The following is a 13,660-nucleotide window of genomic DNA, read 5'->3' as shown; positions in this document are numbered from 1 at the left end:
CTTCAGACCAGCCGCAACTGCCATCTACATTGACGGCAAAGCTAGGCCGTCCCGAACCGAACAGCGGCCCGGGCCTTCGCTTTGGCCGCTTCCTCGTCGCGGTTCTTCGCCGGGCCATGGCTCACCAGGGAGTCCAGGAGATGCTGCGTAATATGGGCGATCTCGTGGACTGCCTCGGCAAAGGCTTCCTCGTTGGCCTTGGAAGGCTTGGTGGATCCGCTGATCTTGCGCACATATTGCAGTGCTGCGGCCTCCACTTCGGCGTCCGTGGCATGCGGTTCGAAGTTATGCAGGGTCCTGATATTGCGGCACATAACCCCATGCTAACTATGGGCAGTGCTGCATGGGGAGGGGTGCCCATCGACGGTTTCAGGATTCCCGGGATAGGTTTTAGCTATTGGATCTTCCGGATGAGCCGGAGGCCGCTGGGGATGCCGAAGAGCTCGGGTCCGAACAAATGAAGGAGAATCTCATGGCTATTTGGGGTGCAGATGTTGATCAGCTTCGTCAGCTCGGTAACAAGCTGAAGGCAGGTGCCGAGAACATCGAGCAGCAGCGTTCACAGCTGAAGGGCGCTCTTGACGGCACCGACTGGAAGGGCCCGGACGCTGACAAGTTCCGCGGCGAGTGGGACAGCCAGCACGCTTCCAACCTGAAGAAGGTTGCCGACGCACTTCGCGAAGCCGGCGATCGCGCTCAGAAGAACGCTGAGCAGCAGCAGCAGGCCTCCAACTAAGACAGTTGGGAAGAACCCGGACGCACAAGCGTCCGGGTTCTTTGCTTTTAAGGTCCGGAAGGGCCTAGTAGCCGCGCGGCTCGTTGGCGACGCTCCCCGAAGGGACAGGCTCCACATCGTTCGGGTGATTCAGCACGCGGGCCGCGTCCTGCGCGGGCTCCGCGGCAGCATTTCGGGCGGCGCGACGGTCTCCGCGCAGCTCGTCAATGCGGACCAAGACAACGCCGCCCACAATCAAGAGGCCACCGAGCAACTGAATCGGGCCGGGGAGTTCACCCAACAGCAGCCATGCCCAGATCACCGCGAACAGCACCTCGGTCAGGGACACGAACGACGCCACTTTGGAACCCAGGCTCCGGGCGGCCATGATGCCGGAAACATAGGCCAGAACGGTAGCCAAAACGATGAGTCCCACGGCGGAAACCCACCACGGAGTGGTCCACGGCCCGAGAGTTGTGTCAGCAGTGCTGAACGTCATGGGCAGCAAGCCCAGAAGTCCGACGAGCCACATCACCAGCGCACCCACCAGGAGGCCGCCCGATGCGAGCACCAACGGTGGGAGGGTGTCATTTTCCTTGGCGGTGATGAAGAAGTAGATCACCAGGCACACGGCGGCGGCCATGCCCCAGAGAACCCCGATGAAGTCCACTTTCACGGCACCGGTCAGGTCGAGAACCAGCACCAGGCCACCCAGCGAGAGCAAAGCACCGGCAGCCGTAAGCGCACGCGGCCTGCGCCGGCTGGCGATCCACAGCCACAGCACGATCATCACGGGGGCCAGGTACTCCAGCAACAGGGCTACACCTACGGACAGGCGCGCAACAGCATTGAAGTAGAACAGCTGGCAGCCGGCGACCCCAATGAGGCCGAACAGCAGGATGGTCAGCCAGTTCTCCTTGAGTTGGTGCCAGCGGCCGCGAAGGACCACGACGGCGGGAATCAACAGGATCAGCGCAGCGCCGGTGAGGCGCACGGCAACCGCGGCACCGGGTGACCAGCCGGTTTCCAGCATCGATTTGGCGAACGAGCCGGACGTGCCGAAGACAGCGGAAGAAAAGAGTGCGATGCCGAGTCCCGATGCCAGGAAACCTTGTGCATCAGCCTTCGTCGTTGGAGCTGACACAGCAGCCTCCTGTCAGGAGTAAAGTGGGCTTATGGTCATGACAGTACTCCCGAATCACGTAAGGAGTCAAAGTGCTTTTTGCGCCTGACACCGAGGTTGCCCTTCGCAGCGTCGTCAACCTGATCAACACGGCCGCCAACGGGGAGGAAAAGCTCACCACGCTGGCCGACCTCGACGCCTTCCTGGATGCCGAAGAGTTCACGGGCTCGCGGGTCAACTCCCCCGCGGAGCTGACCAGCATCAAACGACTTCGCAGCGAATTGGCGGCGCTCTGGACTGCCGACGAGGACACCGCGGCCAAGTCCGTCAACAAGCTGCTGGTCGACGCCAAGGCACTCCCCCAGCTGGTGAAGCACGACCATTGGGACTGGCACCTCCACGCCACTACCCCGGAAGCACCGCTGGCAGACCGCATGGGCACCGAGGCAGCAATGGCCATCATCGACGTGATCCGCAGTAAAGAGATGGACCGCATGCGGGTGTGTGCCGCCGAGGATTGCGACGCCGTGGTGCTGGACCTCACCCGCAACCGGTCAAAGCTTTACTGCGACACCGGCAACTGCGCCAACCGCGCCCACGTCGCCGCATACCGGGCAAGGAAAGCGGCGGAGGACGATCATGGAGTACATCAACGGTGACGGGCACCTCGTGACGCGGTGAACGCCACGGCACCCACAAAAAAGCGCTCCCCCACCGAAGTGGGGAAGCGCTGGAAGGTCAGCGGCCGGCGTCGGGCGTTTCAGTCTGGTCGTCGGGATCCAGGGGATTACTGGAACCGTGGGGCCGCTTGGAACTGAGGTTGACTCCGGAACCCTTGCCGAGGTGGTCGGCGTTTTCCTTGTGGCTCATCGAAAGCATGGCGGCCACGACGAGGCTCACGATGAACGCGATGCCCGCACCGGTGAAGGCGAGGTCGAACCGCGGGGCCTTTGCGCTGCCCCCGGAAGCGAAGATGAGCACGGCGACAAAGGCCAGTACTGCAAAGAACGCGGAGAACATGAGGGGTCCCTTGACCGAGGTCCGCATCTTGCGCGGTTCTCCTGGTGTCTGGTCAGCCACGGTCATTCCTCCAATGATGGCGGATCGCGTCCGCCGGTCTACAAAAGTTCTACAAGGAGTAGAACGTCCAGCTACTAGTTTACGGCCTCGGGCGAAGCACTCGGCCCAGCAGCCTGGGCAGTGCCCGTCGAAGCAGTCTTGGCGTCATGTCGCAAGGTCAGTCCGGACAGAATCCAGAGCACGCCGGAAATGATGGCTCCTCCACCGGCAACACCCAGCAGCGCGTGGGCTCCGAGGGAGGTGAAGAACGGCAGCATGACGGCCGTCCCCACAGTAATGACGCCGGAAATGAGCCAGTCCCTTGCCAGCACGTCACGCCTCCTGAGGCCATGGACCACTTCAAGGAGGCCCAGAACCAACAGTGCCAACATCGCGGAAAGAGCGACGCCCGCGTCAGACTGGGTAACCAGGGCGCCGATTCCGCCGAGTGCAACCACCAAGGGCACGGCCACCGGCAAAGCGTTCGACCTCCATACGGCGCCGGCAGTCGCCAGCAAGTAGAGGCCCACAGCCCACGCCAGGACCTGCACGGACGGCGAAGCCCAGAAGATGGTGACAGCGCCGAACACCAGAGCCACCGCAGCCCTGATCAGCACGGGTTTCCAGAGCCCGGCCGCGGAAGCAGAGGGAGTCTGGGCAGGAGTCGCTGGGAGAGTCACCCGTCCAGTTTAGTGGGAACCCAGCACCATCCAGCGATCAGTGCGTGCGCGGAGCCCCAAAGTCACCCCGCGGGCCAGCATGTAGCCCAGCGCAAACGCCGCCCACAGCCACAGAAGCCCCGCCTCGCCGTCGGGCCTTATCTGGTGGATGGCCACCAACAGCGGCAAATACACGGCAAGATTTACGACGCCGGCAATCGCCAAATAGCGAGCGTCGCCAGCGCCGATGAGGACTCCGTCGAGGACGAAGACGTACCCGGCCAACGGCTGTCCCACCGCCAAGACCCACAGCGCGACGGTGAGGGCGGAGCGGACACCCTCGTCGGACGTGAAGATGTAGCCGGCCCAAGGAGCCGCAACTGCAAGGAGCGCCCCGGTCAACACGCCGAAGCCGAGGCCCCAACGGATCATGGTGCGGGTCAACTCCCGGACACGTCCGGCGTTCCTGGCCCCGAGTTCCTTACCGATCAGTGCCTGCGCAGCAATGGCCAGCGCATCCAAGGCAAAGGCGAGGAAGGAGAAGATGGTCATGGCCAGTTGGTGCGCCGCCAGGTTCACGGCACCTTGGGCCGTGACCACCAGGACGGTTGCCAGGATGGCGAGGCGGAGGCTCAGGGTGCGAAGCATGAGCCACGAACCCACCTTCGTCATGGCGCGGACGCCGTGCCAGTCCGGCCTCAAGGACACCCCATGGTGACGCGCATTCCGGCTCACCATCACCAGGTAGACGGCCGCCATGGCCCACTGCGCGATGCTGGTACCGATCGCCGAACCCGCCACGGACATGTTCAACCCGTACACAAAAAACACGTTGAGGGCGATGTTGACGGCGAATCCCGCGGTTGCCACCACCAGCGGCGTCCGGGTGTCCTGCAACCCCCGGAGGACACCCGTGCCGGCAAAAATCAGGAGCATCGCAGCCAGGCCAGGCATGGACCATCGCAGGTAATCGACGGCGAACTGGCGAACTTCTCCCGTGGCTCCCATGAAGCCAACCAGCGGCTCGGCCGCCACAAAACCAACCACAGCGAGCGCCAAGCCAAGCAACAGAGCCAGCCACACGCCGTCGCGCCCTGCCGCAAGAGCCTTGCCTAACTTGCCGTCGCCGATCGCACGGGCGACCGCCGGCGTCGTCGAATACGCCAGGAAGACCATGAGTCCCACGGCGGTGTGCAAAATCGTGGAGGCGAGTCCAACCCCGGCGAGCTGGTCGACGCCCAGATGTCCCACGATGGCGGAGTCGGCCAGCAGGAACAGCGGCTCCGCAATGAGGGCGCCGAAGGCGGGGACGGCGAGGCGCAGGATCTCGCGGGCATTGGAGCGCACGGGCGTGGTTGTGGTTTGTGGCACTAAACAAGCCTAGTCGGCTGCGGGCCGGGTACATTTGGGCCGTGTCACACGAGCATCCCGTCACCGTTTCCGTCGCCCGCACCATCCTCCCCGGCTATACCCGCCAGGCCAATGCCTGGGCCCACGCCGGCCAGGAACTTGCCCGCGAATGGCCGGGCTACCTGGGCTCGGGTTGGGTCCGCAACGGCATCGACTCCGCGGAATGGCACATGCTCTACCGCTTCGCTGATGCCGAGTCGCTGCAAGCCTGGGAGGACTCGGAGGAGCGGCGCTGGTGGATCGACAGCGCCAGGGACATGATGGAAACCACCCGCGTGGAGCGGCACACGGGAATCGAGGGCTGGTTCTCGCGGCCGGGCGACGTGTCCGTGGTGGTCCCCGAGACGGTGGTGCCGCCGCGATGGAAGCAGGCCATCAGTATCTTCCTGCCATTCTTCCCGCTGAGCTTGCTGGCCAATTTCCTGTTGCACCCCCTCACGCAGGACTGGCCGTTGGTGTTCGCCGTCCTTCTCAACATCGTGATCCTCACGCCGCTGATGACGTACATCTTCCTGCCGGTCACTACCCGGCTCCTGCAGCCGTGGCTCCAGGCGAAGCCCCGGCGCAGTCGCTCCGTTCGGGTCAAGGAGATTCGGCGATGACCTACCTTCTTTCCCCGGACAAGGACCGGGTGGACCGCGACTGGCTCTGGGCGCAGCTCTCCACCAAGGTCTACTGGGCAAAGTGGCGCACCCGCGCTGATGTCGAAGCGCAACTGGACAACGCCTGGCGGATTATTGGCGCCTACGACTCCGAAACCGGCGCGATGGTGGGGTACGCCCGCGCCTTTTCCGACGGCGTCGCCCTGGCCTACCTGGCCGACGTTTACGTGGAGGAGTCCGCACGCGGACAGTCGCTGGGCAAGGCCATGGTGCGGGAAATGATCGACGCCGGGCCGGGGGCAAACTTCCGCTGGATGCTCCACACCAGCGACGCGCACGGGCTGTACCAGCAGTTCGGATTCGTGGAACCGGACGCGCGCTACCTCGAGCGTCCCGAAACGAGGTAGCTCTTGTTTTGGTCATAAAAAGCCACGATTAGTTGACACTTCAACTTAACTCGGGAAGGGTTGAGGTCATGAACAAGTCCAGCTTGACCACCACAGCCCTGACCATCCTGCGCGTCATTGCAGGATTTCTCTTCGCCGCGCACGGTTGGCAGAAGTTCAACGAATTCACCATCGCAGGCACGCAAGCCTCCTTCACCCAGATGGGCGTCCCCGGCGCCTCAGCAGTAGCACCGATCGTGGCAACCCTGGAACTCGTGGGCGGCATCGCCCTGATCATCGGGTTCCTGACCCGCGTGTTCGCGGCCCTTCTGGCCGTCAACATGCTGGGCGCGCTCTTCCTGGTGCACGCCCCGGCCGGCGTCTTCGTCGGCAACGGCGGGTACGAACTGGTCCTGCTCTTCGCCGGCGCCGCGCTGGCCTTGGCCCTTGCGGGTGCCGGCAGGATCTCCGCCGACGCCGCCCTGTTCGGCCGCCCGGGATCCAAACTCCGCGTCCTCGCGTAACCCAAGACCCCCGACGCTCTCTCACCTAACGCCCCCAAAAAGCCGACGCTCTCTCACCTAACGCCCCCAAAAAGCCGACGCTCTCTCACCTAACGCCCCCAAAAAGCCGACGCTCTCTCACCTAACGGCCCCAAAAAGCCGACGCTCTCCCCCTTTCTTCAAGAAAGTGAGAAAGCGTCGGCGATTAACCGGCGGAAGGTGAGAGAGCGTCGGCATTTAACCGGCGGGAGGTGAGAGGGCGTGCTAGCCCTTCACACCGGTCAGCTCGTTGGGGACATGCTCCAACTGCGCCGACTTCACCACCTTGCCAGCACCCAAGTCCACCGCATGAATAGTGCGCGTCGCGGGTTCGGTGACGAACGCCGTCGAGCCTTGAACGAACAGCGTAGGCCGCGGGTCCTGCCATGTTGTGGACTCCTCCCAGGCTCCAACCACCGGGATCGTCGCGGTGACAGCTCCGCTGAGGGGCTCGATGACCCGCAGGCCGCCATCCGTACCGAGTACCAGCGCTTCACCCGCCGGGCCGCGGCCGAGTGAGCGGAAGGAGTAGCTGGTGCCGATGTCCACCAGTTGCAGGCTGGCAGTTTCGGTGTTGACCAAGGAGATCCGGGTGGGCCGCTCGAGCTCGGCCGCCTTGTCCACTTTGTAGTCACCCAGAATCACCGGCGACTTTTCGGAGCCCGCCTGGTTTCCCATCCGACCGTAGGCGTCAGGGCTGGCGACCTTGGTGATCGCGCCGCCCTTGTAGATCAGCATCCCGTTTTCGCAACCAACCACCACAGCTTCACCCGCGGCTACGGCCTCGCCGTGAACTCCGGGGCACTCCTCGTTACGCACCACTTCAGTGCGATCCTGCCCCTTGCCGGCCGTCAGGACCGCGATCCCCGAACGCCCTACCTCATTTCCGACGGTCACCAGCAACTTGCCGTCTTCAAGCTCCACAGCCACGCCGTGATGCGCCTCCGGCGTGGTGTACACATCCGTCGGAGGCAGCTTTCCATCCTCCACGGCAGCCGCCAGCGCGGAGGTTTCGAAGCTCTCCACCTTGCCCGAACCGTCGTTGAACAGCACGGTCTTGCCCGCGTGCAGCACAACGTGCCCGGCCTTTTCCGCGGCGAACGCCACGTCAGTCAGCTGGGGGTTGGCCACATAGTGATGGCTGTGGTCGCCGTGCGGCTCGGTCCATGCGCCGGCATCGAAGAGACGGAAGGAGTCGCCCGTGGACACGAAAACGTGGCGCTCATCGCCGGCCGGGTTCAGGCGGTTGAAACCGGACATTTCCGCAGTTCCTACCTGCTCAAGCGAGGTTGCGTCCAAAACTGAAATTCCGGCGTCGTGCGTGTAAACGAGCCTCGGCGTCGGCGCTCCAGCCTCTTTTGCGGTGGCGGTCGATGGTGCTGAAGGCGACACGTCACCTGCGGTGCCCGCCGAATCGCCGGGGCCGACGCAGGCGGTCAGCAACAGGGCAGAGAGTCCGACGGCGGCAATCGGCAACGCGCGAAGGCGGCGTTTGAGGGTGGTTGGGACAGGGGTCATGGGAGTGAGGTGATGAGGCATGTTTAAATGATATTGATTCTCATTTAGATCGCAAATTGGCCTATGCTCCCCGCCCCCGCTGTTAGTCTCAACAAGATGCCCACCATTACTCTTTCGCTGCGAACCGAAAGCCTGCGATGACCACCATCCTCACCGGCGTCGGCGCCAGCGCCGGAATTGTCCAGGGACCGGCCCGGCTCATTCACGGGCCGGACGAATTCAACCGCTTCCAGTCCGGCGATGTGCTGATTTGCCGCACCACCGATCCAGCCTGGACACCTCTCCTGGGCATGGCCTCAGCCGTGGTCACCCAAACCGGCGGAATGCTGTCCCACGCAGCAATTGTGGCCAGGGAGTACGGGATTCCCGCAGTGCTCGGAGTCCGTGACGCACTGGAAACACTCCTCGACGGAAGCCGGCTGACAGTAGATGGGGCGCAGGGAACCGTCACCGTGCAGGACAGTAAATGACGCTGCTGACCCTGCACGCCGTACGACTTCTCGGGTTCGCGGATACGGAGGCTGTAGCGGCCCGCTTCGCCCGGGATCGCGCGGTGGTGGAGTCCGAACTCATCGACGCCGGAGTGGCTGGCTTCGTTTCGTACAGCACCTTCGCCGGGACCAGTGGTTGGTCACTGTCCAGCCTCGGGCGAGCCGAAAATGAACGGCTGCTGGCCCACGAACTCGACGATGCGGAGGCACGTGGCACTGTTGTTGCCGTGCACGAGGAATTCGCAGACTTCAACACCGGCGTAGTGGGCGCCTGCAGTGCCGTCCAGTTGCAGTCTTCAGCTACTGACGATGCCATGGACGTCCTGATCGGCGCCCTGGCTGCATGGCGTCCGCTGGAAGTCCAACTGACCGGTTTGCTGCCTCGGTTCGATGGCTACTCCGAGCGCCTGATGGGAGCACTGAGGCATGCCCCGGAGGGTACGGCGTGGCTGACGGCCACGGATCGCGACTCCTTCCATCGGGTCTGGTTCGAGCTGCACGAGGATCTCATCGCGACCCTGGGGCTCCAGCGAGCCTGACGCGTCTGGCCGGGGCGGCTTCTGGCCGGAGCGGCTTCTGGTCGGCGCGACAGCCGGGATTGACTTAGTCACGTAACAGAAACCTGCCAACAGTAAACTTCGAAACATGAGCGATGATGCCGCCAACTCAGTGACCCTCCGCTTCCTCGCGGCCCCCATGGACATCGGACACAGCGGATCGGTCGACGCCGGAACCGTCCTCGAGTGGGTGGACAAAGCGGCCTATGCCGCAGCGGTTGGGTGGGCCAAGTCCTACTGCGTCACGGCCTATGTGGGCAACATCCACTTCACGGATCCGGTCAACAGCGGCGACATGGTGGAAGTGACCTCCACGATTGTTTACACCGGCCGATCCTCCATGCACATCCACACCGTGGTCAGCTCGCGCGATCCCAAGGGCGGGCCGGAGACGATGCACAGCCAGTGCATGGTGATTTTCGTAGCGGTGGGGCCGGACGGCAAGCCCATTCCTGTCCCCCAGTTCGAGCCGTCGACGCCTGAAGAGATCGAGCAACGGGACCACGCGCTGGCACGCATTGAGGTCCGCGAGCAGATCGTCAACGCGATGAACGCACAGGAATATACCGACGCCGGCACCGCCGAGCGGGTCACGCTGAGGTTCATGGCGTCCCCCACTGATGTGAACTGGGGCGGCAAGGTCCACGGTGGCATCGTCATGAAGTGGATCGACGAAGCGGCCTATGTTTGTGCCTCCCGCTACTGCGGCAAGGACACTGTGGCTGTGTTCTCCGGAGGCGTGCGTTTCTACAGGCCCCTCCTGATCGGCCACGTTGTTGAGGTCGAAGCCCGACTCGTCTACACGGGAGCCAAGGGAATGCACATCGCTGTGCATGTCCGCTCCGGAGACCCCAAGACCCGTGAAATGAACCTGACCACGTATTGCCTCACAGTGATGGTGGCCCGGGATGAAACAGGGACGGCGGTGCCGATTCCCGAATGGGTTCCCGTGTCAGACGAGGACAAGAAGCTGCACGCCCATGCCCGTGAACTGCTGGAAATCCGTGGTCGGGCACCAGGAAACCGCCTGCCGGATCACCTGCTGAAAGCGGCTGGCAACTAAAGGGGCCGTTTAGTCATGGGTGACGATGCTCAAGTCCAGGTGCTTCAGCCGCGCAGCATCGGCCAGGACATCCAGCCGGGCGATTCGCCCATGCAGGATCGTGAACGCCATGATCGAAACCACCCGTCCGTTCAGCACCGCTGCCACGCCTGGCCGCTGGTCGATCAGGATGGGCGTGGAATGCGCGGCCAAGCGCGCAGACAGGACCGCCTGCTCCGTGATCGCCTGGGCACCTTGGAGGGTTTGGGTGCTGGTGCCGTAATCAGCCCGCAGCACTGCGCCGTCGTCGAGCAGCCCCAACAGCGCCTTGAAGTCTCCTTGCTGAGCCGCAACAAGCCAGGCGTTCACCAACTCTCGTGCGTGTTCCGGCCTAGGTCGGAGCGGTGCCGGTGCGCCCTGGAGCCGTCGGCGGGCGCGGGAGGCGAGCTGGCGGGCGGCATCGACAGACCGGTCGAGCGCCACGGCTATTTCCTCAAATGGACAACCGAAGACATCGTGCAGGACGAACGCCACCCGCTCTGCCGGCGATAGAGTCTCCAGCACTACGAAGAGGGCTACGCTGAGGTGGTCGCTGCGCTCGGCTTCCTCCACAGGGTCGCCGGTGATTGCGCTGGGCTCATCCAGCCACGGTTCCACGTGCCAGGACTGCTCGCGAGCGCGACGGGGTGCCCGCAAAGCGTCGAGGCTCAGACGGGAGACAACCGTCGTCAGCCAGGCATCCAGATTCTCTATCCCGTCGGCGTCGGTGCGTTCCAGCCGCAACCACGCCTCCTGCACCACGTCCTCGGCGTCAGCAGTGGATGAGAGCAGTCTGCTGGCGATGGCCACCAGGCGCGGCCGGGCCTTCTCAAAGCGCCGGGCCAGAATTCCCTGATCTGTCATGTCACATCCTCGTTGTCTCGATCGTCATCATACTGACGAGCCGGACGGCCTCGACGTGACATCCAACAAGGAGACGACCAATGAATACACCCATTCTCGTGACCGGAGGCACCGGCACCATCGGCCAGCGGGTGGTCCCGCTCCTCCGGTCAACCGGCCGGAACGTCCGCATTCTTAGTCGTCACCCCGGCGTCAATGAGCCCGCCGTCGAATACGTGCAAGGAGACACTGTGGCCGGCGTCGGCCTCGAGGCAGCACTGGACGGAGTGGACACTGTCCTCCACTTGGCGGGCGGGGCAAAAGGGGACGACGTCGCTGCACGAAACCTTGCGGAGGCAGCGAGGTCTGCGGGGACCTCGCATCTGATCCTTATCTCGGTGATAGGCGCGGATAAGATGCCAATCGGGTACTTCCGGGCAAAGGCCGCGGCAGAACGGGCGATCGCGGAGTCCGGCGTTCCATGGACGGTGGTGCGGGCGGCTCAACTGCACGACTTCGTCCTCCCCCTGGTGAAGGGCCTCGCGCGTATGCCGCTCACAATTGCTCCGCGCGGGCTGCGCTTTGAGCCGGTGCACGCAGGCGAGGTCGCAGCCCGCCTGGCCGAACTCGCCCTCGCCGAACCGGCCGGACGCGTGGCCGACATCGCCGGGCCGGAGGTACTCGACATCCCGCAACTGCTGGCTGCCTACACCGGCATCCACGGCCGTCGCCGCCCCACACTGCCCATCCGCCTGCCCGGAGCAGTTGGTCGCGCCTACCGGGCCGGCGACAATCTGGCTGGTGCCGGGGCGCAGCGTATGGCATGCAGTTGGGCAGAGTTCCTTGCCGAACAGCATGCGGCCACGCAGGGGGTTTCCGTCATCGGTTAAGGCTCACCGTGGGACGGACTGCCCCCGGCTGCAGCCATGCCATCGCTGCGAGATGGTCGGTGCCTGGAGTTGTTATCACGGACGCTCCGGAAGAGGTGAACCCGCGGAAAAGAATATGGTCCGGTCGGGTGGCAGGAAGGCTGGCCGGCCAGGTGAACCCAAAGCCGGACCGGGCGTCGTCGAGCGTTGCCAGCAGTGGGCCGAACGAGCGGTCCGTGGTGGCCGCATTGAAGTCTCCAACCACCAAGAGTCGCGGCGACGGATCCGCCTCTACTATCCCGCTGAGCTTGGCCAGCCCGCTGTTCCTGTTGCCTACTTTGCCGGGTCGGACCGAGGGCAGATGGACAGCATAGAGCTGGACGGGGCCGTCGGGCGATTCCAACTGCATGCTCATGGCGCGGGACCAGCCAAGCCCCAAGGCGAGGGGCCGGCCTTGGCTGAGGGGAAACCTGCTCCACACTCCCACTGTGCCCGATACCTGCCGATACGCGAACGTCCGGTCCATCAGCGGAGATATCCGTTCCAGGGTGGGACCCGTGAGCTCCTGAAGTACCACGACGTCGGCGCCGGACGTGATCAGCTTCTCCATGGCCTCGGAGGCATCCGGGTTTCCTGCGCGGAGGTTCTGTGTGACCACGCTCCATCCGCTGCCGGTCTCCCCCGAGGCGACCGCGGCAGAAGCCGGCCCGGCGCCCGTGGCCATGATTGGCAGGAAGACCAGGCACCAGGAAACGAGAGCGGCCGCCGCTGGGATGGAGCCAGCCCACGCTCTCGAGAGCAACGCCACGATCAAAAGGGCGACGACGACCAGCCCGAGCCAGGGCAGGAAGCTCTCGATGACCAGTGCTGCCCCTTGAGCCTCCGGCACCAGCCCGTGGCCGAAGATCAGTGCCATCAATGACCCCGCCGCGATGCCCACAACCCAGTCCCGGGCACGTGGACGGCGACGGCGACGGGGACGGCGACGGCGGGACTCAAGCAGGCCTCGCTGCGCGGCGGTGGCGTAGGTGGTTCCGGTGTCCTTATCCATGACCCCATGTTTCAGAAGGGACGTTAAAGGATTCTGAAGCCCCGCGAACTATGCTGGTGGCCATGACGGAGCCCATAACAGTCCTGGTCGTCGACGACGATCCGGATATCAGGAGCTCCCTTCAGTCCCTGCTTGAAACGACCGGCTACCGGGTTGAAACGGCAGCTGACGGACGTGAGGCTCTCGAAAGGGTCGCCGCAACGTCTCCGGATCTGCTGGTGGCGGACGTTTTGATGCCGCTGATGGATGGGCTCGGCCTCTGCCGGATGCTCCGGGCGGCCGGCAACACCGTCCCGATCCTCTTGCTCACGGCCCGCAGCGATGTGGCTGACTGCGTTGCAGGTTTGGACGCCGGAGCGGACGATTTCCTTTCCAAGCCGTTTGAACCTGATGAACTGCTGGCACGATTGCGGGCCATGGCACGCCGGACAGCCCACCTTCCTGCCAGCCCCACCGTGTACAACGATCTGGAATTGGTCCCCGAAGCTCACGCTGTGAGGCTAAACGGACGCTGGATTGACCTCAGCAGCACCGAATACGCCATCCTTTGCGTGCTTGCGGAAAACCCGGAGCAAGCACTCAGCCGGGGGCAAATCAGCGACGCCGTGTGGGGATACGCCATGACTCCAGCCTCCAATTCATTGGAGGTTTACATCAGCTACCTGCGTCGAAAACTGGAAGCCGAGGGTGAGCCACGGATCATCCAGACCGTTCGGGGCGTCGGATACAGGCTGGCCGCAACGTGACGCTGCGG

Annotated in this window: 18 protein-coding genes; 10 read left to right on the top strand and 8 right to left on the bottom strand. The window is 64.1% G+C overall.

The window, feature by feature from the left end; translation table 11 throughout:
• Window positions 1–41: 41 nt before the first annotated feature.
• Window positions 42–314, bottom strand: coding sequence for a DUF2277 domain-containing protein (locus QF015_RS18780; RefSeq protein ID WP_310207955.1), 273 nt, complete (start codon window positions 312–314; stop codon window positions 42–44).
• A gap of 158 nt (window positions 315–472) precedes the next feature.
• On the opposite strand from QF015_RS18780, the gene QF015_RS18775 reads away from it, so the two are divergent.
• The gene (locus QF015_RS18775) at window positions 473–736 is read left to right on the top strand and encodes a WXG100 family type VII secretion target (RefSeq protein WP_011776688.1); all 264 of its coding nucleotides are present in this window, start codon (window positions 473–475) and stop codon (window positions 734–736) included.
• A gap of 64 nt (window positions 737–800) precedes the next feature.
• Here QF015_RS18775 and QF015_RS18770 read toward each other — a convergent pair whose 3' ends face one another.
• Window positions 801–1,859 (bottom strand): EamA family transporter, encoded by a 1,059-nt coding sequence (locus QF015_RS18770; protein WP_310207957.1) that lies wholly within the window; start codon window positions 1,857–1,859, stop codon window positions 801–803.
• A 71-nt stretch (window positions 1,860–1,930) separates the two neighbouring features.
• Between QF015_RS18770 and QF015_RS18765 the strand changes: the two genes are divergently transcribed.
• Window positions 1,931–2,497, top strand: a complete 567-nt coding sequence (locus QF015_RS18765) for a CGNR zinc finger domain-containing protein (protein WP_310207960.1) — start codon at window positions 1,931–1,933, stop codon at window positions 2,495–2,497.
• Window positions 2,498–2,576: 79 nt separating this feature from the next.
• Here the strand turns inward: QF015_RS18765 and QF015_RS18760 are convergent, their stop codons facing one another.
• The 3 genes from QF015_RS18760 to QF015_RS18750 form a co-directional block, all read right to left on the bottom strand.
• The gene (locus QF015_RS18760; protein ID WP_310207963.1) at window positions 2,577–2,924 is read right to left on the bottom strand and encodes a hypothetical protein; all 348 of its coding nucleotides are present in this window, start codon (window positions 2,922–2,924) and stop codon (window positions 2,577–2,579) included.
• A gap of 68 nt (window positions 2,925–2,992) precedes the next feature.
• On the bottom strand, window positions 2,993–3,577 hold the full coding sequence (locus QF015_RS18755; RefSeq protein ID WP_429390402.1) for a DUF308 domain-containing protein: 585 nt from the start codon (window positions 3,575–3,577) through the stop codon (window positions 2,993–2,995).
• A gap of 9 nt (window positions 3,578–3,586) precedes the next feature.
• Window positions 3,587–4,927 (bottom strand): MATE family efflux transporter, encoded by a 1,341-nt coding sequence (locus QF015_RS18750; RefSeq protein ID WP_310207968.1) that lies wholly within the window; start codon window positions 4,925–4,927, stop codon window positions 3,587–3,589.
• Between the two features lie 41 nt (window positions 4,928–4,968).
• On the opposite strand from QF015_RS18750, the gene QF015_RS18745 reads away from it, so the two are divergent.
• The 3 genes from QF015_RS18745 (at window position 4,969) to QF015_RS18735 (ending at window position 6,478) form a co-directional block, all read left to right on the top strand.
• Window positions 4,969–5,568: an antibiotic biosynthesis monooxygenase gene (locus QF015_RS18745; protein ID WP_310207971.1), complete on the top strand. Its 600-nt coding sequence runs from the start codon at window positions 4,969–4,971 to the stop codon at window positions 5,566–5,568.
• Window positions 5,565–5,975: a GNAT family N-acetyltransferase gene (locus tag QF015_RS18740; protein WP_429390401.1), complete on the top strand. Its 411-nt coding sequence runs from the start codon at window positions 5,565–5,567 to the stop codon at window positions 5,973–5,975. The genes QF015_RS18745 and QF015_RS18740 overlap by 4 nt, the downstream gene beginning before the upstream one ends.
• Before the next feature lie 68 nt (window positions 5,976–6,043).
• Entirely contained in the window at window positions 6,044–6,478 is a 435-nt protein-coding gene (locus QF015_RS18735; RefSeq protein WP_429390400.1) for a DoxX family protein, read from the top strand.
• A 243-nt stretch (window positions 6,479–6,721) separates the two neighbouring features.
• Here QF015_RS18735 and aztD read toward each other — a convergent pair whose 3' ends face one another.
• Window positions 6,722–8,035, bottom strand: a complete 1,314-nt coding sequence (gene aztD, locus QF015_RS18730; RefSeq protein WP_429390399.1) for a zinc metallochaperone AztD — start codon at window positions 8,033–8,035, stop codon at window positions 6,722–6,724.
• 116 nt (window positions 8,036–8,151) lie between these two features.
• On the opposite strand from aztD, the gene QF015_RS18725 reads away from it, so the two are divergent.
• From QF015_RS18725 to QF015_RS18715, 3 genes are all read left to right on the top strand, one after another.
• Window positions 8,152–8,484, top strand: coding sequence for a PEP-utilizing enzyme (locus tag QF015_RS18725; protein ID WP_310207984.1), 333 nt, complete (start codon window positions 8,152–8,154; stop codon window positions 8,482–8,484).
• The gene (locus QF015_RS18720) at window positions 8,481–9,044 is read left to right on the top strand and encodes a hypothetical protein (protein WP_310207987.1); all 564 of its coding nucleotides are present in this window, start codon (window positions 8,481–8,483) and stop codon (window positions 9,042–9,044) included. Before QF015_RS18725 ends, QF015_RS18720 begins: the two co-directional genes overlap by 4 nt.
• Before the next feature lie 106 nt (window positions 9,045–9,150).
• On the top strand, window positions 9,151–10,125 hold the full coding sequence (locus tag QF015_RS18715; RefSeq protein ID WP_310207989.1) for an acyl-CoA thioesterase: 975 nt from the start codon (window positions 9,151–9,153) through the stop codon (window positions 10,123–10,125).
• 9 nt (window positions 10,126–10,134) lie between these two features.
• Here QF015_RS18715 and QF015_RS18710 read toward each other — a convergent pair whose 3' ends face one another.
• Window positions 10,135–11,007, bottom strand: coding sequence for a sigma-70 family RNA polymerase sigma factor (locus tag QF015_RS18710; protein ID WP_429390398.1), 873 nt, complete (start codon window positions 11,005–11,007; stop codon window positions 10,135–10,137).
• An 80-nt stretch (window positions 11,008–11,087) separates the two neighbouring features.
• On the opposite strand from QF015_RS18710, the gene QF015_RS18705 reads away from it, so the two are divergent.
• Window positions 11,088–11,876, top strand: a complete 789-nt coding sequence (locus QF015_RS18705; RefSeq protein WP_310207995.1) for an SDR family oxidoreductase — start codon at window positions 11,088–11,090, stop codon at window positions 11,874–11,876.
• Here the strand turns inward: QF015_RS18705 and QF015_RS18700 are convergent.
• Window positions 11,866–12,906 (bottom strand): endonuclease/exonuclease/phosphatase family protein, encoded by a 1,041-nt coding sequence (locus tag QF015_RS18700; protein ID WP_429390397.1) that lies wholly within the window; start codon window positions 12,904–12,906, stop codon window positions 11,866–11,868. The genes QF015_RS18705 and QF015_RS18700 overlap by 11 nt on opposite strands.
• Before the next feature lie 62 nt (window positions 12,907–12,968).
• On the opposite strand from QF015_RS18700, the gene QF015_RS18695 reads away from it, so the two are divergent.
• Complete coding sequence (locus QF015_RS18695; RefSeq protein ID WP_310208001.1) at window positions 12,969–13,652, top strand: response regulator transcription factor; 684 nt, start codon at window positions 12,969–12,971, stop codon at window positions 13,650–13,652.
• The last annotated feature ends 8 nt before the right edge of the window (window positions 13,653–13,660 follow it).

Source organism: Paenarthrobacter sp. TE4293, assembly GCF_050435325.1.
Classification (GTDB): Bacteria; Actinomycetota; Actinomycetes; order Actinomycetales; family Micrococcaceae; genus Arthrobacter; species Arthrobacter nitroguajacolicus_C.
This window is presented reverse-complemented; position numbering and strand designations above follow the sequence as displayed.

Excerpts from the sequence above, each read along its gene's own strand:
- QF015_RS18780 (WP_310207955.1), bottom strand. The coding sequence starts at position 314 with ATGTGCCGCAATATCAGGACCCTGCATAACTTCGAACCGCATGCCACG.
- QF015_RS18775 (WP_011776688.1), top strand. The coding sequence starts at position 473 with ATGGCTATTTGGGGTGCAGATGTTGATCAGCTTCGTCAGCTCGGTAAC.
- QF015_RS18760 (WP_310207963.1), bottom strand. The coding sequence starts at position 2,924 with ATGACCGTGGCTGACCAGACACCAGGAGAACCGCGCAAGATGCGGACC.
- QF015_RS18740 (WP_429390401.1), top strand. The coding sequence starts at position 5,565 with ATGACCTACCTTCTTTCCCCGGACAAGGACCGGGTGGACCGCGACTGG.
- QF015_RS18735 (WP_429390400.1), top strand. The coding sequence starts at position 6,044 with ATGAACAAGTCCAGCTTGACCACCACAGCCCTGACCATCCTGCGCGTC.
- aztD (WP_429390399.1), bottom strand. The coding sequence starts at position 8,035 with ATGCCTCATCACCTCACTCCCATGACCCCTGTCCCAACCACCCTCAAA.
- QF015_RS18725 (WP_310207984.1), top strand. The coding sequence starts at position 8,152 with ATGACCACCATCCTCACCGGCGTCGGCGCCAGCGCCGGAATTGTCCAG.
- QF015_RS18720 (WP_310207987.1), top strand. The coding sequence starts at position 8,481 with ATGACGCTGCTGACCCTGCACGCCGTACGACTTCTCGGGTTCGCGGAT.
- QF015_RS18715 (WP_310207989.1), top strand. The coding sequence starts at position 9,151 with ATGAGCGATGATGCCGCCAACTCAGTGACCCTCCGCTTCCTCGCGGCC.
- QF015_RS18710 (WP_429390398.1), bottom strand. The coding sequence starts at position 11,007 with ATGACAGATCAGGGAATTCTGGCCCGGCGCTTTGAGAAGGCCCGGCCG.
- QF015_RS18705 (WP_310207995.1), top strand. The coding sequence starts at position 11,088 with ATGAATACACCCATTCTCGTGACCGGAGGCACCGGCACCATCGGCCAG.
- QF015_RS18700 (WP_429390397.1), bottom strand. The coding sequence starts at position 12,906 with ATGGATAAGGACACCGGAACCACCTACGCCACCGCCGCGCAGCGAGGC.
- QF015_RS18695 (WP_310208001.1), top strand. The coding sequence starts at position 12,969 with ATGACGGAGCCCATAACAGTCCTGGTCGTCGACGACGATCCGGATATC.